This window comes from Proteiniphilum acetatigenes DSM 18083, assembly GCF_000380985.1.
GTDB classification, from domain to species: domain Bacteria; phylum Bacteroidota; class Bacteroidia; order Bacteroidales; family Dysgonomonadaceae; genus Proteiniphilum; species Proteiniphilum acetatigenes.
Map to the genome: position 1 here is coordinate 127,146 of NZ_KB905695.1, position 23,958 is coordinate 151,103.

The 23,958-nt window shown below is 43.3% G+C and carries 17 protein-coding genes; 16 read left to right on the plus strand and 1 reads right to left on the minus strand.

Features of this window, described 5'->3' with window-relative positions; genetic code table 11:
• Nucleotides 1-3 precede the first annotated feature (3 nt).
• The 14 genes from F597_RS0106985 to F597_RS0107045 all read left to right on the plus strand — a co-directional run bounded on the left by F597_RS0106985 (nt 4) and on the right by F597_RS0107045 (nt 18,899).
• The gene (locus tag F597_RS0106985; RefSeq protein WP_019539013.1) at nt 4-1,611 is read left to right on the plus strand and encodes a RagB/SusD family nutrient uptake outer membrane protein; all 1,608 of its coding nucleotides are present in this window, start codon (nt 4-6) and stop codon (nt 1,609-1,611) included.
• 115 nt (nt 1,612-1,726) lie between these two features.
• Complete coding sequence (locus F597_RS0106990) at nt 1,727-2,890, plus strand: glycoside hydrolase family 5 protein (protein WP_026327215.1); 1,164 nt, start codon at nt 1,727-1,729, stop codon at nt 2,888-2,890.
• Nucleotides 2,891-2,933: 43 nt separating this feature from the next.
• The gene (locus F597_RS0106995; protein ID WP_026327216.1) at nt 2,934-4,412 is read left to right on the plus strand and encodes a glycosyl hydrolase family 28 protein; all 1,479 of its coding nucleotides are present in this window, start codon (nt 2,934-2,936) and stop codon (nt 4,410-4,412) included.
• 27 nt (nt 4,413-4,439) lie between these two features.
• Nucleotides 4,440-6,176 carry a 3-keto-alpha-glucoside-1,2-lyase-like domain-containing protein gene (locus F597_RS21530; protein WP_019539016.1) on the plus strand — a complete coding sequence of 579 codons (1,737 nt, stop codon included), beginning with the start codon at nt 4,440-4,442 and terminating at the stop codon, nt 6,174-6,176.
• A gap of 10 nt (nt 6,177-6,186) precedes the next feature.
• Nucleotides 6,187-7,614: a right-handed parallel beta-helix repeat-containing protein gene (locus F597_RS0107005; RefSeq protein ID WP_019539017.1), complete on the plus strand. Its 1,428-nt coding sequence runs from the start codon at nt 6,187-6,189 to the stop codon at nt 7,612-7,614.
• Nucleotides 7,615-7,618: 4 nt separating this feature from the next.
• Complete coding sequence (locus F597_RS0107010; RefSeq protein WP_019539018.1) at nt 7,619-9,646, plus strand: hypothetical protein; 2,028 nt, start codon at nt 7,619-7,621, stop codon at nt 9,644-9,646.
• Between the two features lie 191 nt (nt 9,647-9,837).
• The gene (locus F597_RS0107015) at nt 9,838-10,485 is read left to right on the plus strand and encodes a carbohydrate-binding family 9-like protein (RefSeq protein WP_019539019.1); all 648 of its coding nucleotides are present in this window, start codon (nt 9,838-9,840) and stop codon (nt 10,483-10,485) included.
• A gap of 240 nt (nt 10,486-10,725) precedes the next feature.
• Complete coding sequence (locus F597_RS0107020) at nt 10,726-11,817, plus strand: phosphotransferase enzyme family protein (protein WP_026327217.1); 1,092 nt, start codon at nt 10,726-10,728, stop codon at nt 11,815-11,817.
• Between the two features lie 247 nt (nt 11,818-12,064).
• The gene (locus F597_RS0107025; protein WP_019539021.1) at nt 12,065-12,643 is read left to right on the plus strand and encodes a YceD family protein; all 579 of its coding nucleotides are present in this window, start codon (nt 12,065-12,067) and stop codon (nt 12,641-12,643) included.
• A 31-nt stretch (nt 12,644-12,674) separates the two neighbouring features.
• Complete coding sequence (gene rpmF / locus F597_RS21915; RefSeq protein WP_076929590.1) at nt 12,675-12,860, plus strand: 50S ribosomal protein L32; 186 nt, start codon at nt 12,675-12,677, stop codon at nt 12,858-12,860.
• Nucleotides 12,861-12,945: 85 nt separating this feature from the next.
• Nucleotides 12,946-13,965, plus strand: coding sequence for a beta-ketoacyl-ACP synthase III (locus F597_RS0107030; RefSeq protein ID WP_019539022.1), 1,020 nt, complete (start codon nt 12,946-12,948; stop codon nt 13,963-13,965).
• 123 nt (nt 13,966-14,088) lie between these two features.
• Complete coding sequence (gene era, locus F597_RS0107035) at nt 14,089-14,982, plus strand: GTPase Era (protein ID WP_019539023.1); 894 nt, start codon at nt 14,089-14,091, stop codon at nt 14,980-14,982.
• Nucleotides 14,983-15,099: 117 nt separating this feature from the next.
• The gene (gene der / locus F597_RS0107040; RefSeq protein WP_019539024.1) at nt 15,100-16,413 is read left to right on the plus strand and encodes a ribosome biogenesis GTPase Der; all 1,314 of its coding nucleotides are present in this window, start codon (nt 15,100-15,102) and stop codon (nt 16,411-16,413) included.
• Between the two features lie 296 nt (nt 16,414-16,709).
• A complete protein-coding gene (locus F597_RS0107045) occupies nt 16,710-18,899 on the plus strand; it encodes a DUF349 domain-containing protein (RefSeq protein ID WP_019539025.1) in 2,190 nt (729 codons plus the stop codon).
• Between the two features lie 140 nt (nt 18,900-19,039).
• On the opposite strand, the gene typA is transcribed toward F597_RS0107045, so the two are convergent.
• Nucleotides 19,040-20,842, minus strand: coding sequence for a translational GTPase TypA (gene typA, locus F597_RS0107050; protein WP_019539026.1), 1,803 nt, complete (start codon nt 20,840-20,842; stop codon nt 19,040-19,042).
• A gap of 371 nt (nt 20,843-21,213) precedes the next feature.
• On the opposite strand from typA, the gene F597_RS0107055 reads away from it, so the two are divergent.
• Together F597_RS0107055 and F597_RS21535 are read left to right on the plus strand one after the other, a co-directional pair.
• Entirely contained in the window at nt 21,214-21,579 is a 366-nt protein-coding gene (locus F597_RS0107055; RefSeq protein ID WP_019539027.1) for a BlaI/MecI/CopY family transcriptional regulator, read from the plus strand.
• A complete protein-coding gene (locus F597_RS21535) occupies nt 21,576-23,900 on the plus strand; it encodes a M56 family metallopeptidase (protein WP_019539028.1) in 2,325 nt (774 codons plus the stop codon). Before F597_RS0107055 ends, F597_RS21535 begins: the two co-directional genes overlap by 4 nt.
• The last annotated feature ends 58 nt before the right edge of the window (nt 23,901-23,958 follow it).

Consider the following 23,958-nt stretch of genomic DNA (forward strand, 5'->3'; position numbering starts at 1 on the left):
ATCATGAAAATATATAGATATATAGGTATTGTAACTCTGATGACAATATGTTTCACCGGATTTTTTTCCTGTTCCTCGGAACTTGATATCAAGCCTACGTCAGAGTTGGAAAATGAATATTTTGAAAGTGAATTACGTATTCAGGAAGGTGTGGGTGCCTGTTATGCTGCAATGGCGAATATGTACGGAGCTTTATTGAATGACGGAGGAGGGATACATGAAATTCTGTTCCTTCCCGGCGATGATATTACACATCAGGATGCCGGAAGGGCTGCCTTGGAAGCTTTTTCCGGGTTAAACAGTACAAACGGCCAGGTAAGCATCTTATGGACTCGTCTTTATCAAATGATATATCGCTGTAATTTTATTCTGGAAAAGATAGAAGAAGAGGAGGTACAGGCTGTCTATGTAACTCCCGGGTTGTATGAGATAAACAAAGGAGAGGTATTATTTCTCCGTGCATGGTGTTTTTACCGTTTATGGGACTTCTTTCGCAAAGCGCCTCTGCAGGATAAACGTATCCGTACAATTTCGGAAGCTCTCCTGCCCCCTTCCGAAGGGTTTCAGATGCTGGATAAAGCCATTGAAGACCTGGAACTCGCAGCTACCCTGTTACCGGAAGAAAACTACTGGCCTTTGCAAACAGAGCGTGGACGGGCTTTCAATGAAAGTGCTTACGGCTTATTGATAAAATGCTATTCGCTCCGTGCAAGGTATAATAACGCTAATTCGGAAGATTACCGGAAGGCAATCACCGCTTTTGAGAAAATTAAAACACGTGAACTGGTACATTTTGCCGACAACTTCGATTATCACTATGAGAATAATAAAGAATCCCTGTTCGAGTATCAGGCAAGTCATGCTACCGAACAGGACAATGCCTGGCTGGATAATAATTTTGGCGGAGGCGTAGGTCAAATGGGAGCTATGTATCATTATAGTACCAACCATTGGGGTAATTATATGTCAGGGATCTACGGTCCTACTAAGAAATTGATAAGTGCTTTTGAGAATGGAGATCCACGCAAGGAGTTTACTTTCGCCAATTATACGACCAATGTATATGGAGATGTTACAGTGCCGGCAGAACCCTGGGAAAAGTTCGATAATCAGCAACTGATGAAATATGTATTTCCGGGACGTTGCTGGTTTGAACCGGTATGGGGGATCAATTCTACCAATAATACGCGTTTGATTCGTTATGCCGATATAAAGTTACTGGCAGCCGAAGCCTATTTGCAGACAGGAGATCAGGCGAAAGCGCTCCAACAGGTAAATGATATCCGCGAACGGGCCCGGCGATCTACCAAAGACGGAAGTGTATCTGCCGTTCCTGCTGATTTGACATCCGTAACCATTCAGGATATCATGGATGAACGGTTTGTGGAATTGGCCGCCGAAGAAGGTATCCGTTGGACGGATCTGCGCAGTTGGCATGCCGCAGGATTTATTAATCTGTCGACATGGACCGCAAGAGATTTTGGTTATAACTATGATGAGGGAAATTTTGAGTTCGAAGTGCCAAAGCACCTGTTATTCCCCATACCTCAAAGGGAAATGGATACGAATCCTCTGATGGCTGTGGCAGGAAATAATCCAGGGTATGAATAACCGGATTTCAGAATTAAGGCTAAAGCTTTTGTATAGGCTTTAGCCTTATTTGTGGATAAAATCATTCCATCATAAAGACAATATTTGTATCTTTAAAATATTTATCATGAATTATATGAAACGACGTGATTTTTTAAGAACAGCCGCAATAGGAGCCGGTATGATGGCAATGAACAGCCAGTCGAATGTTTTTGCATTGCCTGATTATCAGTTAGAGAAGAATAAGTTGCCTCGCTGGCGTGGATTTAATATTCTCGACTTCTTTTCCCCTCAACGGTATGTGGGAAATCCTCAGCGGTTTGCCGCGACGGAACAGGATTTCAAATGGATGGCCGATTGGGGATTCGACTTTGTCCGTGTTCCCATGGCCTATCCCAGCTACCTGAAATATGATCCGGCCACGGGAAGGGATATTACTCCCGAAGAAACGGTTGGATTCAGGGAAGAAGCGCTTGAGGCTGTTGAACAAATAGTTTATACGGCCAATAAATACCATTTGCATGTAAGCCTCAATTTACACCGGGCTCCCGGTTTTTGTATAAATGCCGGATTCCATGAACCCTTTAACTTATGGAAAGATGAAGAGGCACAGCAGGCTTTTTACCAGCACTGGGATATGTGGGCGAAACGTTTTAAAAATGTTTCCCCTGAATTATTAAGTTTCGACCTGGTCAATGAGCCTTGTTTCAAAGAAGATATGAACGATCAGTTCGCTCCGGCCACAGCCATTCCCGGTAGTATTTACCGTAAAGTGGCTATCGGATGTTTAGACGTTATTCACCGGCAGAATGCCGACAGAATTGTGGTCGCTGACGGGAATAACGGAGGTGCCCTGGTGGTTCCCGAACTGACGGACCTTCCCATAGGGCAGAGCTGCAGGGGGTATTATCCGCATTATGTATCCCATTATCGTGCCGGTTGGGTATGGAAAAATCCCGATGATGCACCGCTGCCTGTATGGCCGGGTATTATCAACGGTGAGAAATTTGACCGTAAGGTGCTTGAAGATTTTTACCGCCCCTGGACCGATCTGGTGAAACAAGGTGTGGGTGTACATTGCGGTGAATGCGGATGTTACAGTGAAACACCCCATGATGTCTTTCTCGCATGGTTTGAAGACCAACTGGATATATTGACAACCCACGGAATAGGGTGGGGATTATGGAACTTTCGCGGGACTTTCGGTATACTTGACTCAGGAAGAAAGGATGTGGCCTATGAAGACTGGTACGGGCATAAACTGGATCGTAAACTCCTGACTCTGCTTCAGAAGTATTGACAATTATAATTTTTATCAGTTATATATAATCCCCCATTCAATTATGAGGAAATATATTTTTTTGATTCTGATCCTGTTTTCCCCATCGATATTTGCTTCCATACGGACTTATTCCTATCCGGAAGAAATAAAGGCTTCCGATAGTTATGCGTTTACAGTGGACGGTGTTCCGGTTCATGTGATAGATAATCCCGTACCTTGTTCATTTGCCGCTTTTGAGATGGAGCATGCTGTTTCTGTTGAAATTGAAAGTAAAGTAACAGTCAAATGGGTAGATGTCCGTCCGCTAAGTGCCGGGATTAAACCAGTGATCAAAGAGGATAAAATCTGTTTTACTATCACTGAACCGGGTAACTACAGTGTGGAGATCAACGGGAAGCTGAGTCATCCTCTTTTTATTTTTGCCAATCCGAAAGAGGAGAAACCATCCAAAGACGATCCGGATGTTCTCTTTTTTGAAGCCGGGAAAGTACATCGTCCGGGAGTAATACGGCCCAAATCCGGACAACATATCTATATTGAAGGAGGGGCTTATGTGGTAGGCGCTATTTCGGCCACAGGAGTGGAAAATGTAAGGGTTTCCGGTCATGGTATAATGGACGGTAGTTTGAACAACCGGTTGACCCAGGAGCAGACGGCAGCCATTTTCTCCGTAGACAATGGATACGGGTCGGCAGGGAAATACCAGCGATTTATTGAGTTTATCGACTCTAAAAATATTTCAATTGAAGGACTTATCTTACACAACAGTACTACCTGGCAGGTCGTACCCATCAATTGCGAGAATGTCACTATCTCAGGGTTGAAGCTGGTCAGCGATAATCCGAGCGATGATGGTATTGATATTGTCCGTAGCCGGAATGTGCATGTGAAGGATTGTTTTGTTCGGGTGAAAGACGATTGTGTTGCTGTGAAGGCGCATCTCGATTATCCGGATAATGTGATTGTCGACAGTGTACTGGTCGAGCAATGCGTGTTCTGGAATGCAGCATGGGGGAACGGACTGGAGATCGGTTTCGAACTACATGCCGCGGAAGTAAAGAATATTACTTTTCGCGATTGTGATATTATTCATGTAGAATCCGGGGCTGTGTTCAGTATTCACAATTCGGACAAAGCCATCGTCAGCAATGTGTTGTATGAAGATATCCGGATTGAAGATGCGCGGCATAAACTGTTCGACCTCGGTATTTTCAGGTCGAAGTTTTGTACGGACGGATCGTCCGATGAAGCCTGTTTGGACGAATTTATTACTCATGACGTATGGGATAACGAATTAAGAATACCGGAAGGTAAAAGAGAGGAGCATGCAAAATACAGGGGACAGATTAAAAATATAACTTTCAGGAATATTCAGGTATTGGAAGGGATTTATCCGTTTTCAATCTTTATCGGTTACGATGATCAGCACGCAATCGACGGGGTAACGATTGAAAATCTGCAACTATATGGAAAGAGGATCAACTCCTTAGAGGAACTCAAATTGCATACCGAATTTGCCCGAAATATCCGTGTGAAATAGTATAAAACTTATCCAAACCGTCTCATTATGATACTCTTGAAAAAACGTAATATCGCTGTACTTGTATTGGTCTTTATTTTATTTTCATGTAAAAAGGCTGAAAATAAAGAATGGGTCGATCTGTTGAATTATACTGACTTTTCGAACTGGTCTCACTTTGTCCTGAAACCGGAACAGAAAGGTGTGGAGGAATCGGAAATGCAGTATCCGCCCGAATGGTTGATACCCAAAGTCTATCTCTCTGATAATCCCGATTCAACCGTTTTCAGTTACCAGATGCATGAAGGTAAGAAAGTGCTTCATATATCGGGTGAATTGATTGGATTTTTGACTTCCAAAGAAGAATACGACAATTATCATTTGAAATATAAATTCAAATTCGGAAAGAAATGGCAATGGCTGGGCGATCGTCCACGGGATGGCGGTATCTTCTACCATGTTGTAAACCCCGCTTCGGATAAGGAACGATCACCCCATGAATTTAATATCCATGATGGAGATATCGGAAGTTACTGGAGTTTCGGAGGCTATGGAGATATACCAAGTAAGGTATCCACTGATTTGCCGGAGAGTATTACTTCGATTATTCCGATCCTGAAACCTGTTATTCCCAGTCTGAAAGATACTATGTACTTTTTTGATCCTGCCGGAACGCCAAGCACATTCAGTTCCTCGATCCCCGATATGCAGATTGCCGTGGCAAACCCGATAGCGGATAATCCTCTCGGGGAATGGAATGAACTCGATCTTATCTGTCTGGGAGAGACCATTATTCATGCTGTCAATGGAAAAGTAGTTACTGTGCTCTATAATTCACGATATGAAGCGGAGGGAGGGGGATTGGTACCGCTTACCAAAGGAGCGATAAAAATACAGAGTGAAGGAGGGGAACAGTTTGTTGAATATATAAGGATCAAAAAGATCACTGAAATACCCGAAGAGTTCAGAAGGAGTCTGACAAGCTTTGAAACCCCGGCAGACGCTGCGATATCTTCTTCCTCTACACCGGTGGAGGAAGAAGCGGACACCGAAGTAAAATGGGTGAATCCCGAAATAACTTCGATGCCAGGGTTGAGTCATCACGTGTTGCAGAGCGAAGCGTTAGGCAAGGAGGTAGGCTATGTGGTATGGACTTCGGAATATTATCAAAAAGAGCGTAGCGAAGGTTATCCGGTAATATATTTCCTACACGGTGTAGGAGGGACAGAGTCTGCCGATGCCGCATCCTTTTCCCATTGGGTGTCGAAAGCCATCGCGTATGGTTTCCTGCCTCCATTGATTTGCGTGTTCCCGAACGGGGGAGTCAGTTATTACCGGGGAGAGGTGGAAAAAATGATTGTCGACGAACTGGTCCCTTTGATAGATAAGAATTACAATACTATTCCGCGGGCAGAATCCCGTGCATTGGCCGGTTTCTCGATGGGTGGGGAGGGCGCCGTATATCTTTCGGTGATGCATCCCGGACTTTTTTGCGTGACAGGTAGCATGGGCGGAGAATTAAAGCTTGATAATCCGCAATTAAAGGCTGCCATCGAAAAAGCGATTCCTCAATGGAAAAAGGTCAATTACGGGTTTTATCTGGTCAATGGCGATGGTGACCAGCCTGACGCATTCAAGGATTTTGCCAATATTCTCACCGGGGAAGGTATTGACCACCGTGTGGTGATTCTTCCCGATACAGACCATAACTTAGGGCATTATTATGAACGCTCAATCGGTGGCCTGCTGGCGTTTCTAGCGAATCATATCAAAGATTATAATTAAATTCACAGAAATGAAAACTACATATTATCTGCTTTGTCTCTTTTTATTATGTTTTACCCCGTATATATCAGCAAAAGAATACTTCGTTGCCCATTATGGGACTGATAGTGCACAAGGGACTGTCTCGGATCCGTTCGCCACTATCCAGAAGGCCTGCTCGGTTGCCCAGGCCGGGGATACCGTTACTGTGCGCGGAGGCGAATATTATATCGATGAACAAATTATCCCTCAGAGATCTGGCAAACCTGGTGCATGGATACTTTACAGGGGAATGCCGGGAGAAAAAGCGATTATCGACGGGCAACAGGTAATTGTTACCAACGAAAAACCGTTCTCATCACAGTCTGCGGGATTGTTCCAAATCACGGCAAAGGAATATATCCATGTGAAAGACCTCCATTTCAGGAACTCCTATTCCGTGGGAATACTTGTGGGATATTCTTCCAATCTTCCGGAAGCAGCTCCGGAGGAAAAACGCAATACCAGATATATCAGGGTGGAGGGATGTAGCGTAGACAGGAGTTTTAATTCGGGCATATCGGTCTGGTACGCCGATTCGGTCATCGTAACCGGTTGTGAGGTAACCAGAGCCAATGACCTTGATTTCCGTCTGCCCGAAACAAGAAAAGGACATGAAGCCCCCCATGAGGCGATATCGATATGCGGGGCACGCTATTTCGAAATCAGCTATAATCATGTGCATCACTGCTATAAAGAAGGGATAGACTGCAAAGAAGTATCATCGCATGGTGTGGTACATAATAACCTGGTGCATGATGTGCCGCGGCAGGCTTATTATGCCGATGCATGGTTCGGATTGCTCGAGGATATTGAGTTCCGCGATAATATTGCCCATTCGGCAGGGTGGGGATTCGCGATCAGTGTGGAAGGCAAAGGATCGGAAGCACGTAACATCCGCATTCACCACAACCTGGCCTATAATATCCAGGGAGCGGGAGTCTTGTTCGGATTGTGGGGTGATAACCTTTTGCGTTCCGATATCCATATCTATAACAATACCTTCTATAATTGTGGTTCGGACGACTGGTTCAGTGGCAATGTAGGAAGCATCGATATCCTGTCGACGAATTGTAAGGATGTATTTATCTATAACAACCTGTGTGATAAAGGATTCGACTACGAGATAGGATTTGGTTTCGCCAAAGATGAGTTGCCCGGTGCGTTGAAAAAACAAAATATTGTCGTAAAGGATAATCTTGTGTCGGGAATGAAGAATAAAGCGATCCGTATCGGCCAGTATGACGCTAAAGTCATTGAATATATCCCTGAAGGGAATAAGGTCGCTGTGCCGGAATACAGGAACAGCAAACTTTTTGATTTTGTTCCCGTTTCACTGCCACAACCGGAAAATAAGAATAAATGGAAGTATGCACCGTCTCCCTGGTACGGAGCTTACCGTCCTGTCACAACAAAATAATCGTATGAGATATTTATCCGCTATATTAACGTTCCTGATAATGGCATTTGGTTTTTGTCAGGTTGGAGCACAGAATGAATCACAGACTATACCCGATCCTCAGTATTGGAATATTTCACCGGATCAGGATGCCATTACATGGAACATCGTAGACGAAGATAAACTTCCGCATGCGGATGATATTGAGATGTCCGGGCAAAGACTTTCGTCTATTGTCAGGTACGAAGTGGATAAACAGAAATATCTTAGAGTAAACCGTGATATAATTTTTCCGCAATTAAGGAGGTTTGTCGGCTCTTCAGAACCCGACTGGTATAATTACCGGGCTTATCTCCGCCGCAGTTTCAATGATCAATTTTTACCATCCATCGTTTTTGAGGATATCATTCTCCAGCCGAAACTCGATTCGGTGAGGATAGACGGTCAATTGACCTTCTTCCATTCTCCTGTTGAAGGGATGATCATAGAACGGACGATATTCCCGTCCATGACCCAAAGGCAACTGGTGGAAAAGTGGGTAATAAAGAACATTTCACCGGTGAAAAAAAGACTTTATATCGGGCATACTGCTTTCGAACAGGAAGAGAAGGGGATGCATGGAGTGTATAAGGTTGCCATTCGTTGCGATTCAAAACCGGAAGTAATTATCGAGCCGGGAGAGGATTATTCCTTTGGGCTTTACTTCTCTGCAGGAATGAGCAATGAACCGGAAGTGGATCAGGGGTTTATTGATGCTGAGATTGAAAGGAAGGTCTTTTTAAATGAAATGAAAAACAACCTTGTTTTGAAATCTCCGGATTCGGTTATCAATACCTTGTTTTATTTTTCCAAGATCAGGGCCTCCGAGAGTATTTTTGAGACTAAAATGGGATTGGTGCACTCACCGGGAGGCGGGAATTATTATGCAGGGGTTTGGGCCAATGACCAGGTAGAGTACAGCGGCCCGTTTTTTCCCTGGTTGGGATATGAGAAGGCCAATATAGCCGCTTATAATGCCTATAAACATTTTCTGAAAAATATTCCGCCGGAAGGTGAATTTATCAGGTCATCTTTCGAGATGGAAGGCGATCTTCCCTGTTGTTCCAAGGACCGGGGAGACGCAGCCATGATCAGTTATGGTACTTCCCAGTTCGTATTGGCTTCAGGCGATAAAAAAATCGCGGAAGAACTGTGGCCATTGATCGAATGGAGCATAAAATACTGCAATGCCAATCTCAACGGGTACGGCGTGGTATTATCGGATACGGATGAGATGGAGGGCCGTATCCCGACAGGTGATGCCAATCTGGCTACCTCGTCACTTTATTATGGTGGACTTGTCAATGCGGCAAGGGTAGCCCGCATGCTGGATAAAAAACCGGCAGTTGAGAAAGATTTCCTTCGCAAAGCAAAAAAACTGGAAACAGCCATTGATAACTATTTTGGAACAACCATCGACGGTATTGAAACCTATCGTTATTTCGACGGGCATCAGACATTTCGACATTGGATTTGCCTGCCGCTTGTCATGGGTATCCAGACGCGGAAAGAAGGTACCCTGAATGCCCTTTTCGACAAGCTGTGGGCCGATAACGGCATATTAGTCGAGCCCGGAGACAACGTCTTCTGGGACAGGGGAACACTCTATGCTTTCAGGGGGGCTTTCAAAGCCGGTGCGGCCGACAGGGCTTTAGGCCGGCTGTCGTCCTATTCCCAATCCCGTCTGCTGGGCAAGCGTGTTCCTTATGCTGTGGAAGCTTATCCGGAATACGGTATGCGTCATCTTTCGGCCGAAAGTGCCCTTTATTGCCGGATCTTTACCGAAGGAATACTGGGAATTGAACCGCTGGGACAGGATCGCTTTAAAATAACTCTGCAGATACCTGACTCCTGGGATGAATTGTCGCTGACCTCATGTAAAATATTGAACAGAGATATGAACTTCTTTATAGTGAATAAAAATAATAATATCCATATGACAGTATCGGATGGTGATCGTATAGTCTGGGATGGACAGATCGATAGTGGTAAATCGTTGGAGATAGAGTTGTAGGATAAATGCATAACAGGTATGGCCGAGAGACATCCAGGGTTATTACTTTTAGAAATAATATTTTTGCCCGTTTTCATTAAAAAGGATATCTTTGGGAAAAATTTATTGATTTGGTAATCCCGACAAATCGGAACAACTTGTCTGGTTTATAATTCTTAGATACTCCATCTACCGATTAGAAAAAGTAAAATATGAGAACACTGCTGGTCCCAAAGCAAAATGTTTCACAACTTGAAACGATATTCGATAAGATAAAGATACTTCAGGAAGTCGGAGCGGAAGCGCCAGTCGACCAGGTGAACTGGAAAGACGATTTCCCTAAAAGCCTGTCTGTAACAGTGCGTGTGGCACACGATGGAGAAATGCTCTACCTTTATTATACGGTGATCGGAGAAGCTGTCCGTGCAGTAAATACCGAAGATTTCGGATCGGTGTGGGAGGATAGCTGTGTAGAGTTCTTTATGCAACGAGAAGGAGAAAGCAGGTATCGCAATTTCGAATGTAATATATTAGGAGTACTGCTTTCCAGGCGGCATGAAACAAGGGAGAAAGGTGAAAAACAGACACTTGAAATGCCGACTATCTTCAGATATGGCACTATTAGTCACAGATATGAGGGAAACCGGCAGGTGAGCGATTGGAGTATGTATCTGGAAATACCCAGAAAAGCTCTGGGGTTTGACACCCAAGAATCCCTTTCCGGACAAAGGATAAGGGCTAACTTCTATAAATGTGGGGATGAGACACCTGAGCCCCACTTTTTAAGCTGGAATCCCATCGATCTACCCAAACCAAATTTCCATGTTCCTCAGTTCTTCGGACTATTGGAATTGGAATGATATTGGAATAGAGACAGATCGTACAATTTTAATAGAACTAAAACAACGTTTTAAGCTAAATGAGTAAAGTCAAACTTGTTTGAATGTTTTCGATAAGCGAATACAGAGGAAAAACTTGTTTTTACTATGTCGAGCGTAGAAAACATCTAAGTTTTCTTGAACTTTGCCATAGCGAGAATTGAAAATCGAGGAGCGAAGGCGACTCAAAACGACTAATGTAATTGAAATATAATGGAAGAGATGAACAAACTGAAAGAGATCGTTTCTCAATTTATCGGAGACGATGCTAACATGGAGATAAAACCGCTGGGTAAAGGGCATATCAATGATTCATACAAAGTGGTATCGGGTGATGGTGATAAAGAGTATGTGTTGCAACGCATTAATCACTATATATTTAAGAATGTACACGAATTGCAGAATAATATCCGGAGAGTAACGGAACATATCCGCAAAAGACTGGAGAAACAGGGAGTCACCGATATAAATCGTCGTGTACTGACGCTGGTTCCTACGCAGGAAGGAGCACTTTATTACCAGGATGCCACAGGAGACTACTGGCGGGTAATGGATTTTATTAAAGAGAGCAAAAGTTACGATGAGATCAATCCTGAACTGGCATACCGCGCTGGAATGGCTTTCGGCGATTTCCAGAAAATGCTGGCAGATCTGCCGGGAGAGCCTTTGTTTGAAACCATTCCGAACTTTCACAATATGGAAGCCCGCTTAGAGACATTCCGTCAGGCCGTGGAGGCTAACAAGGCAGGACGATTGGATAAAGTCGCCGCATTGGTAAAAGAGATTGAGGACCGTGCTGAAGAGATGTGCAAAGCAGAGAAATTGTACCGTGAGGGTAAGTTGCCCAAGCGGATCAACCATTGTGATACCAAAGTGAATAATATTTTGTTTGACGGTAACGATCAGGTACTCTGTGTGGTGGATCTGGATACCGTGATGCCGGGCTACGTGCTCTCCGATTTTGGTGATTTTATCCGTACGGGGGCCAACACCGGTGCGGAAGATGATAAGAACCTCGATAATGTCTCCGTTGATCTGGATATTTTTGAGGCATATGCGAAAGGTTATCTGAAAAATGCAGCATCCTTCCTCACCGGTGTGGAGATAGAAAACCTTGCCTTTGGGGCAAAACTGCTTACCTACATGCAGACGGTACGTTTCTTCACCGATTATATCGATGGTGATACCTATTACAAGATTGCCTATCCGGAACACAATCTGGTGCGAACCCAAGCGCAGTTCAAACTGTTGCAAAGCCTTGAGGAAAACTTTGAGAAGATGCAGCAGATTGTAAAAGAAGCGGCGGGAATTTAAGATTCAAGAACCAGGAACCAAGAATCAGGACTATTTAGGGTTTGAGAATTAGGATTTGGGAATTGGGATGTCGGATATCGGATTTGGGATGTAGTTAATTATTCATTTTCAAATTTCAATTATCGTCATTCTTCTCCACTTCTTGACTTCTAATAGAGTAATTGGTAAATTGATAAATATTCAGTAAAAACAGGCGGTGTAAAGAAAAAATTACTATCTTTGCACCGCTTTATTTTGAGGAAAAAACGTGGCAAAATTCAGTTTGTACAATATTTCCCTGAAAAATCTATCCGAAGGAGTGCATACCTTTGAGTATGACCTGGATAGAAAATTCTTCGACGCTATTGATGGCGACGAAGTACGGAAAGGTAATGTGAAGGTGACGGTGAAAGTACGGAAAACGTCATCCACTTTCGAATTTAATTTCGATCTTAAAGGAATAATTCAGGTGCCTTGTACACGGTGTCTGGATGATATGAATTTAGACGTGGATACGCAGAGCCGGTTGATCGTAAAGTTCGGTAAGGAATATTCCGAGGAAAGCGATGAAATAGTGATTATCCCCGAAGAAGAAGGAGAGATCAATATTGCCTGGTTCCTGTATGAATTTATTGCCCTGACCATACCCATTAAACATGTACATCCTACCGGGGAATGTAACAGAGTGGTCTCCTCTAAATTACGCAAACATCGGGCAGTCAGTACAGACGATGCCGATGACGACGACGGAGAGATTCCGGATGATGATTTTTCTGATGAAGATGAGTCGCAGGACAACGATCCCCGTTGGGATGCACTCAAAGGATTGAATCTGGAAGAAAATTGAGTATATAAACAATTAAAAACCAAATATAGAAATGGCACATCCAAAAAGAAGACAGTCTTCTGCGAGACAAGGTAAAAGGAGAGCGCACGATCATGCCAAATTGCCTACTATGGCAATCTGCCCCAACTGTGGTGCATGGCATATTTATCACACCGTATGCGGCGAATGTGGTTACTACAGAGGTAAATTGGCTATCGAAAAAGACGTAACGGCATAATTATCCTTTAGTTTACAGAAATAGTAGACCCTGAAACGTCAGAATTGCTTTTCAGGGTCTTTTTGCAATAATTATTTTTACGACGATGAGACAATTAAACGCCGTAATCACCGGAATCACTGCCAGAGTACCGGATTATATCCTCACCAACGAAGAACTTTCTACCATGGTCGATACGTCCGATGAATGGATCATGACCAGAGTAGGAATCAAAGAACGACGAATCTTAAAGGGTGAACAGCAGGGTATTTCGGTATTGGGTACGGCGGCCGTAAAAGAGCTGCTGGTGAAAACGGATACGGCTCCCGAAGAGGTCGATGCGGTAATTTTCGCTACCTCTACTCCAGACCATATTTTCCCTTCGGCGGCCTCTATCGTGGCTGAGCAGAACGGTATCAAAAACGCCTTCTGTTTCGATATGGAGGTAGCTTGTTCCGGATTTGTTTACGGACTGGAGATTTGCAACGGTCTCATCCAAACAGGCAAGTATAAAAAGATAATTCTGTTGGCGGGTGATAAGATGTCGTCCATCACTAATTATAAAGACCGGACTACCTGCCCTCTTTTCGGTGATGCGGCAGGGGCGGTGATGATTGAGCCTACCGAAGAGAATATCGGGATCATGGATGCGGAACTCCATTCGGATGGAGTGGGGTATCATCCGTTGCAAATGAAAGCCGGGGGCAGTAAATTCCCCGCTACGCATGAAACGGTGGAGAATGCTCAGCACACCGTATATCAGGATGGGAAAGTGGTATTTAAGCATGCCGTTTCACGTATGGCGGAAGTTTCGTTGAATATTATGCGGCGTAACAACCTCACTGCCGACGATGTGGATTGGCTGGTTCCCCATCAGGCCAATATGCGTATCATAGATGCTACTATAGACCGTAGCGGATTACCCCGCGAAAAAGTGATGATCAATATAGAGCGTTACGGAAATACCAGCGCCGGTACTATCCCGCTTTGTTTATGGGAGTGGGAACCTAAACTGAAAAAAGGGGATAATGTGATCCTGGTCGCTTTTGGAGCCGGTTTCTCCTGGGGAAGTGTTTACCTGAAGTGGGGATACAATGGGAAAGAAGGTGGAAAGGTGGAAAAGTGAAAAGGTGGAAAAGTGGGAATGAGTTAAACGCATCGGGAACGGTGCGTTTTTTATCTTTATTGGGTTACAATAAGGTAAAATCGTTCGGTAGATATTATCTTTGTCCTATTAAGAGTCGTAAATATGTCGCAGAATAAACATCGTTCCGGTTTTGTCAATATCGTAGGTAATCCCAATGTCGGCAAATCCACATTGATGAACCGGCTGGTAGGAGAGAAGATATCCATTATCACCGCAAAGTCACAGACCACGCGTCACCGTATTATCGGTATAGTGAACAAGCCTGAGTACCAGGTGGTCTATTCCGATACGCCAGGAGTATTACGTCCTAATTATAAGTTGCAGGAATCAATGTTAAACTTCTCCTTATCGGCGCTGGATGATGCCGATGTGTTACTCTATGTGACTGATGTGGTGGAGAAGATCGATAAAAATGACGAATTTCTGGGTAAGGTGCAACGATTGAATCTCCCAATCCTGCTATTGATCAATAAAATAGATCAGACTAATCAGGAAGAATTGGAGAAAATGGTAGCACAATGGCAGGAATTGTTACCACAGGCAGAGATATATCCCATTTCGGCATTGAATAATTTTAGTGTCGATGTGGTACAGAAGCGTATTCTTGAGCTTTTGCCGGAATCACCTCCCTATTTCGAAAAGGATGCGCTTACCGACAAGCCCGCCCGTTTTTTTGTCACTGAAATTATCAGGGAGAAGGCGTTACTTATCTATCAGAAAGAGGTGCCTTATTCCATTGAAGTGGTTGTGGAGGAATTCAAGGAAGAAAATGATATAATCCGGATCAGGGCGATTGTATTGGTGGAACGTGATTCACAAAAAGGGATTGTAATCGGCCATAAAGGTGAATCATTGAAAAAACTGGGTACAATGGCGCGAAAAGATATCGAGCGCTTTTTTGAGAAAAAGGTCTTTCTGCAACTTTATGTGAAAGTGGAAAAAGATTGGCGGAACCGTGATAATCTGTTGAAAACTTTCGGGTATCGGCTGGATTAATGTGGAAAGGTTGGTTCTGTCGTCACTCGGCATAGATCAAGTAAACTTGACTCTGTGCTCGCTCCTAATAAAATTCTGATTTTTAATTTCTTAGTTCTAAAATTCTTTTAAAAAAATATGCAAAATTTAGTAGCGATAGTAGGACGTCCTAATGTGGGGAAATCCACTCTCTTCAACCGTTTGACACAAAGCCGTCAGGCTATTGTAACAGAGACTGCCGGTACCACGCGTGACCGTCAGTACGGAAAAGTAATCTGGGGCGGCCAGGAATTTTCGCTGGTGGATACCGGCGGATGGGTTGTGAATTCCGACGATGTGATGGAAGATGAAATCAATAAACAGGTACGTATAGCCATAGAAGAAGCGGATGTGATTCTCTTTGTAGTGGATGTGATGCATGGCTTGACCGATCTCGATGAAGGAGTAGCCCAGATGCTGCGTAGATCGGGTAAACCTGTGGTAGTGGTAGCCAATAAATCGGATAATTTCGACCTGGGACACCAGTCGGCAGAATTTTATTCCCTTGGATTGGGTGATCCGTTCAGTATTTCGGCTATTAATGGTTCGGGAACCGGCGATCTGCTGGATCATATCCTCACACTGTTTTCCAAAGACAATACTGAGGAGGAATTGGATGATATTCCCAAATTTGCTGTAGTAGGTCGTCCTAATGTTGGAAAATCTTCTATTATCAATGCGCTGATCGGAGAAGACAGGAGCATCGTAACCGATATCGCCGGCACTACGCGCGACTCTGTCCATATGCGTTACAATAAATTCGGTATGGATTTTTATCTGATCGATACGGCTGGAATTCGTAAAAAAGGAAAGGTAACGGAAGATCTGGAATACTTCTCTGTAATCCGTTCCATCCGTGTTATCGAAAGTGCTGATGTATGTATCCTGATGCTCGATGCTACTCGTGGTATTGAAGGCCAGGATCTGAATATCTTTTCACTCATTCAGAAAAACCGGAAAGGATTGGTCGTTTTTGTCAATAAGTGGGACACGGTGGAAGAGAAGGACAACATTGTGATCAAGACTTTCGAGAATGCAATCCGTGAACGTCTGGCGCCGTTTACCGATTTTCCGATAATCTTCGGTTCGGCACTTACCAAACAGCGAATCCTGAAGGTGATGGATACCGCGAAAGAAGTATACCAGAATAAAAAACGCAAAGTACCTACCAGTAAGTTGAATGAGGTGATGTTGCCGATTATTGAGAGGACACCGCCTCCGTCTAACAAGGGAAAGTTTATAAAAGTCAAGTATATCACCCAACTGGCCAATACACAAGTTCCTTCATTTGTATTCTTCTGCAATCTGCCTCAATGGGTCAAAGAACCATATAAACGATTTGTGGAAAACAGAATGCGGGAAAACTGGAATTTTTCCGGGACCCCGATTAATATCTTTTTCCGGGAGAAATGATAAAGGTTAGAAGGAGGAAAGGTGATATATGACTGGGAGACTGAGGGGATGGGGAGACTGGGAGAGAGAATAGTGAAAATTACTTTTAGTTTATAAAGTCTTGACTCTTGGTTCTTGATTCTTGATTCTGAAGAAAAAAATGAACTAATCGTATGAAATCACAAAAATATTGCGTTAATTTGTATTACTTTTGAAAAAGTAGGCGAATGATAAAAACTGCTATCTTGTTTTAAAAAGAATAAAATTGAAATGCAACATATAGGCTTTTAAAGCCGGATTAAACGAAGGGACTACTGATGAATACGAAAAACAATCTTGACAACGAGAAATTACCTGTTAACAAAGAACAAAATAGTAAAGACCTGCAGTCTGAACTCCCGGAAAAGGATTCAGCGGTAGAGATCCCTCAAACTGAGACCCCTGCTGTAGAGGATACTGAAAAAGATGATCTGCCGGGAACGGGAGAAATTGCTTCTGAAGAGGTAGCTGCGGAAGAGTTGCCGGAAGAAGCGGAACAAGTTGTCGATGAGAATTCAATTTCGGAAGAAGTTGTTCCGGAAGAGAAAACTACACCAGAGGCTATCACGGAAGAAGTTAGTGTGGAAGAAAAAGACAGTGAAGAGAAAACTGTAAAAGAACCGGAGCCGATAGAGGTTACCGAAGAAGAACACTCTACCATTGATTATGATCTGGACGATGGTAATGGTGTGGCAGATACTGAAGATGAGGAGGAAGAAGATACTGATGAAGATTCCCTTACAGACGATCCTTCCGTTGCCTTGCTCCCCATTGAAGAGATTGTACATAACTTACGTGAACTGTTGAACTCGGAAAATCCCAAACGTAAAGATGTGGATGAGTATAAAAATCAATTCTATCGTTCTTTGCGAAACGAAACGGAATCACAGAAGCAAGTGTTCCTCTCAAACGGCGGCGAAGAGATTGATTTTGTAGGAAAAGAACCCGAAATTTACACTGAAGGAAAGGAGTTAATCCAGAAAATAAAGGAAAAAAGGGCGGATATCCTCGCAAGAGAAGAGGCGGAGAAAGAGAAAAATGTAGCTAGAAAACTGGCTATTATAGAACAGATCAAAGTATTGACCGAAACCCAGGGGCAAGAGGATTTCAATAAGATCTACCAGGAATTTAAATTGCTTCAACAAGAGTGGAATGACATTAAACTGGTGCCTCAGGAAAAAGTGAATGAGTTATGGAAGTCGTATCAGCGGTACGTAGAGAAATTCTATGATCTGGTACGTATCAATAATGAGTTCAGAGAATATGACTTCAAGAAAAATCTTGAAATCAAGACTGAGTTATGTGAAGCGGCAGAGAGACTCAACGATGAACCGGATGTGGTTTCGGCTTTCCATCAGCTGCAAAACCTGCATCAGGAGTGGAGAGAGGTCGGCCCGGTTTCCAGAAAAGACAGGGAAGAGATATGGAACCGATTCAAAGAGGCATCAACTCAAATCAATAAAAAATATCAGGCTCATTTTGAACAGTTAAGGGAGAAAGAAAATGAAAACCTGGAATTAAAGACTGCACTTTGCGAGAAGCTCGAAGCAATTGATTACAACCAGCTTAAATCGGTCAAAGACTGGAATAACAAAGTAAAAGAAGTACTTGAGATACAAACGCTATGGCGCCAGATAGGATTTGTGCCGAGAAAATGGAATACAAAGATCTATAAACGTTACCGGGCAGCCTGTGACTTCTTTTTCAGAAGTAAAAACGAGTTTTACAAATCTCTTCGTGGAGAGATGGAAGAAAACCTCAAGAAAAAAATTGCTCTCTGTGAACGTGCCGAAGCTATTAAGGATAGTCAGGACTGGAAAAATACGACACGGGAAATGATCGATATCCAGAAAGAGTGGAAAACGATCGGTATTGTCCCGCACAAATATGTTGATAGTATCTGGAAACGGTTTATCTCAGCTTGCGATTACTTCTTTGAACAGAAAAAATCGCATACCTCATCGCAATATGAACAGGAGCAAAGGAATCTGGAAGAAAAAAGAGTGATCATCGGGAAAATAAATCAGTTGGATACTGCTTTGGAAACGGAAGAGGCTTTGACTAAGTTGCGCGAGTTGATGGATCAATGGTATGAGGTCGGTCATGTCCCCTATAAGATGAAGGACCGTATTTATAAAGAGTTCTATGAGGCTACGGAAGCTCAGTTCGACAGGCTGAATATTGATAAGGCAGAAAGAAAACTGGAGGCATATAAAAGTACGATCTCCGATATGGCGAAATCGGATAACTCAAGAGGGCAGCTTTTCAGGGAACGGGAAAAACTGGTACGTCAGTATGAGCGGATAAAAAATGAATTGCAGACGTATGAAAACAATATCGGATTCCTGTCGGTTTCTTCCAAAAAAGGAAATCATCTACTGGATGACATGAATCAGAAAGTGGATAGGCTTAAATCGGAATTAGTCTTATTAGAGAAGAAGATCAGAGCGATCGAAGAAGAATTGTAGCAATATGCCTCACTGATATAATAATAGTTATGCGACCGGACAATAATCCGGCCGCTTTTTTTGTTTACCCGGCATGAACTATTCTATTCACTATAGGATGCAACTCCCGAACACGCCATTAGAGTATCAGACTTGTTTTTTTACCCTTTCTTAGCCGCCCGTTTGCGGTCGTTGTCATCCAGCAGTATCTTGCGGATACGCATGTGTTTGGGTGTAACTTCTACATACTCATCTTCCTTGATGTATTCCAGCGCCTCTTCCAGGCTGAAGATGACGGGTGGGGCTAATTGCGCCTTGTCGTCGCTTCCTGATGCACGTACGTTGGTCAGTTTTTTCGATTTGGTGACGTTGACCACCAAGTCGCCCTCCTTGTTGTGTTCGCCTACCACCTGCCCTTCATATACATCGGTTTGCGGTTCAATGAAAAACCTGCCTCTGTCCTGCAACTTGTCCAAAGCATAGGCATAGGCATTTCCCGACTCACCCGCGATAATGGATCCATTCTGGCGTTTTTCGATATTTCCTTTCCATGGACGGAATTCCAGAAAACGATGTGCCATAATAGCCTCTCCGGCGGAAAGCGTGAGTACGATATTGTTCAGTCCGATGATACCTCGTGAGGGAATCACAAATTCCATGTGCATACGGTCGCCCTTATTCTCCATGGTAAGCAATTCCCCCTTGCGGCGGGTGATTACGTCGATCACCTTGCTGGCCGACTCTTCGGGGAGGTTCACAGTGAGCTGTTCCATCGGCTCGTGCTTTTCTCCTCCGATCTCCTTGATGATTACCTGTGGTTGTCCTACCTGCAGCTCATATCCTTCGCGGCGCATGGTCTCGATCAGTACCGAGAGGTGCAATACACCCCTCCCATATACGATCCATGAATCGGCGCTGCCGGTCTCCTCCACGCGAAGTGCCAGGTTCTTGTCCAACTCCCGCATCAGCCGCTCATAGATATGGCGTGAAGTTACATATTTACCATCCTGTCCGAAAAAGGGTGAGTTGTTGATGGTAAACAGCATCGACATGGTCGGTTCGTCGATAGCTATAGGGTCGAGCGGGTCGGGCTTTTCCACATCTGTCACAGTATCCCCGATATCAAATCCTTCGATCCCGATCAGTGCGCAGATATCACCTGAGGTTGCCTCATCCACTTTGACGCGTCCCAACCCTTCAAACAGGTTTACCTCCTTGATGCGGATCTTTTTGATGCTTCCGTCCCTCTTGCAAAGCGCATAATCCTTGTTCGATGTGATGGTGCCGCGGTGTACGCGTCCTACAGCGATACGACCCACATAGTTGGAGAAATCGAGAGAGGTGATCAGCATCTGCGGCGTGCCTTCCAGCACTTTGGGTGCAGGGATATATTTGATGATCGCATCCAACAGGGGAATGATGCTGCCGGACGGTTTTTTCCAGTCGTCGGACATCCATCCCTGTTTGGCGGAACCGTAAATGGTGGGGAAATCGAGTTGCTCTTCGGTAGCGTCGAGGCTGAACATCAGGTCGAATACATTCTCCTGCACCTCTTCGGGACGGCAGTTGGGTTTATCCACTTTGTTGATCACCAGAATAGGCTTTAGTCCGATCTCAAGTGCCTTTTGCAATACAAACCGTGTCTGCGGCATAGGTCCTTCAAAAGCGTCTACCACCAACAGGCAGCCATCCGCCATATTGAGCACGCGCTCCACTTCACCGCCGAAATCGGCGTGGCCGGGTGTGTCGATAATATTTATCTTTATATCGTTGTATCGTATGGAGACATTCTTTGAGAGGATAGTAATACCCCGTTCTCTCTCCAGGTCGTTGTTGTCGAGGATCAAATCTTCTGTCTGCTGGTTGTCCCTGAAGAGATGGCCTGCCATCAACATTTTGTCCACCAAAGTGGTCTTGCCGTGATCTACGTGGGCGATGATGGCAATATTTCGGATATTCTGCATGTAAAACAATCTTTCTTTTTAGGGGTGCAAAGATACAGATTTTCAATGAAAAATTGATTATATGATTTATTTTTAGTAGCATTATATCTCATTTATTTTCTTTATAAAGCCATTATCATTCAATAGAAGATTGATGTATTCTGTCAATTGAGTCTCTCCGGCCGCCGAATGTTGTCTCTTGTCAGAACGAGCGAACAAATTCGAATATGAAGAATCTATAATGTCAAAATAATTCCTTTTTAATTGCTATATGTGAATAACTATTATATATAATATTAAACTGTTATTTATAGTTATACTTACAATATATATAGTTGGTGTCTGAATAATTTCTCTATATTTGTGCTGTATACTTTTAAAAACAGATAATAATGAGACGATTGACCGAGAAAGAAGAAGAAATTATGCAGTACTTATGGGACAACGGTCCTATGTTTGTGCGTGAAATACTGGAAAAATATCCTGATCCGAAACCTCATTACAATACGATTTCCACTGTAGTAAGATTGTTGGAAGAGAAAGGATTTGTCGATCATAAAGTGTATGGGAGCACCTATCAATATTTTGCTGCGATCTCGCTGGAAGACTTTAAAGGGAAAGCACTCAGGAAGGTGGTTTCAGACTATTTCGATAATTCATACACGAATGTGGTGTCGACCTTGATCGAAGAGGAAAGTCTGTCGGTAGATGAATTAAAAGGATTGATAGAAAAGATAGAAAAAGGAAAACAAAGATGATAGGGGCATTCATTTTATATCTGATAAAAGCGACCGTCTGTCTCGTGGTTTTCTCTCTTTTTTTCCGCCTGTTGCTGATGAAGGAGACCTTTTTCCGCCTTACGCGGATCACGCTGATAGTAGGGTTGATAATTTGCTCCGTTCTTCCGTTAGTGAAAATAGAGATCAAACAACCCAATATGATCCAAAGGCCTCTCTTACGGTTAGAGAAAATGGTTGTTTCCTATGAAACTTCCAAAGGGACCGCTTTGATGAATCCGGATGGAATAAGGGAAGCCCCTGAAGAGGTGGTATTGCCTTTGTCTCCGGAGGAAAAGGCAGTTTTGATGAACCCGGATGAAATAAGGGAAACTTCGGAAGAGAGGGAGTTGGCGATGATTTCCGGAGAAAAACCAGTGGTGAGCGAGAAAAAAATGTTTCCCCTCTTTGTCGTTGCCTTTGCCATATATCTGCTGGGATTGCTGATTATGTGCGTACGATTGATCATATCTTTATGGCGATTGAGACTCATTATACGGGGTAATCCGGTTACGGAACGTGACGGATACCGGTTGGTCATTTGCCGTGATGACATTATTCCGTTCAGTTTTTTCAAATATATCGTGCTTTCCGAAGCTGACTACCGCACTCATGCCAGAGAGATCATCCTCCACGAACAGATGCATATCAGATACCGGCATAATCGGGATATTCTATTCTTAGAGCTATTGTTGATGATACACTGGTTTAATCCTGCCGTATGGTCGCTGTATAATGATTTGCGTGAGGTGCATGAATATGAGGCAGATAATGCCGTGATAATGCAGGGAATAGATGCAAGGGAATATCAACTCTTATTAGTAAAAAAAGCTGTTGGCGAAAGGCGCTTCACTTCCGTCGTCAACAGTTTCAATCAATCAAAAATTAAAAACAGAATTACTATGATGTTACGAAAAGAATCGAGTACATGGGCACGGCTGAAGGTTTTGCTGATCGTGCCACTTATGGCAGTTTTATTGTTAGCATTTGCACAGCCCGAGAGAGTCGAGGAGCGAATAGCGGATCATCAGTCCCGGAAAGATGCTGCAGATTACTTTCTCTCTGTAAGGAACGGGCAGAAAGATAATTATCTGGCTTACCTGTACCTGAATACAAAAGATCAGTTGTACCTGATGAATAAAAATGCAGAGGCCGCTTCTATGGAAGTCTTTCATCTGAAAGAGAAATCCGATTTGGCCAAAACCCTTACGGATTTAATTACCGAAGCAATTCGCAAAACGACATCAACAGACATTCATTTTATTTTGGGTGCCGAAAATGACACTAAAATGAAAGATGTTTCATTCGTGAAAAATGTGATAAGGGACGCATATCACAAATCATCATGTGAGAGAGCTTTGAAGAAGAGTGTATTGTTGGAAGAATTAAAAGAAGAATTCCCTTTATTGATCACATATACTTCTGTGCAAACAAGTAGTCCGGGAGGTATTGTAAAACAGGTGCAGGAAAATCCTTTTTTCTATTGGGAAGAAGTACAACAATTTTGTAAGGAAAAAGGAATCACTCCTGAAGACATGAAGATCAAACCGGGAACCAATCAGGCCAAACGTCTCCTGCTCATACTCGTCAATTCCAGAAACCAGGTGATGTACCAAAGTAAGGTGTCAAGTAAGTGGTTTAAAAGCCCCGAAGAAGCGAACAGCGATTTATCAGTGGAGGTGCTGAAAAAATTTATTGCAGAGACAATAAAAATAAATGATCCAGTTCCCATATATTTTGGTTTTCAGCATGATATAAATGCCTCTCCCCAATTTATCTTTACATTTCTGACTTCTACCCTGCCAAAAGCATATGAAACGGCTTTGAATGAGATTTCGGAACACAACAATATCCCTGTGGAACAGCTAAGAAAAGAGCAACCGCTATTACTTTTGCAGGATATCCCGAAAAATTACAGTGGAGATGCTAATCCCAGGGAACAGGAAGGGCGAAGGAATGAGAAGTTTATTATTAATGTTTCGGTGATGAAAGACGGGCAAGAAAAGAATGGCTATTATAGTGCCGTGAGTTATGGAGAAAAAGAAGATCTACAAACCGTTTCACTTCACTATGAAATTGTTCCTGATAAATCCGGTTCTCTTCGCTATGGAATTATTTCTAATAAATCGGATAATGAAAGTATTATACAGGAACTACTTTCCACTATATCGGCGTTAGAACCTGCAGATATTGCACTGATAAGCGTGGGTTCCGATATGACAAAAACGGATGTAGATAACATTAATGTCGTAGTAGATAAAAAGTTAAAAGTGAAAAAGTCTATTTTCGTGCTAAGTATATAATAGAAATATATTTTTAAAAGCAAGCGGTTGGCAAAAGGCGCTTCACTTCCGATGCCAA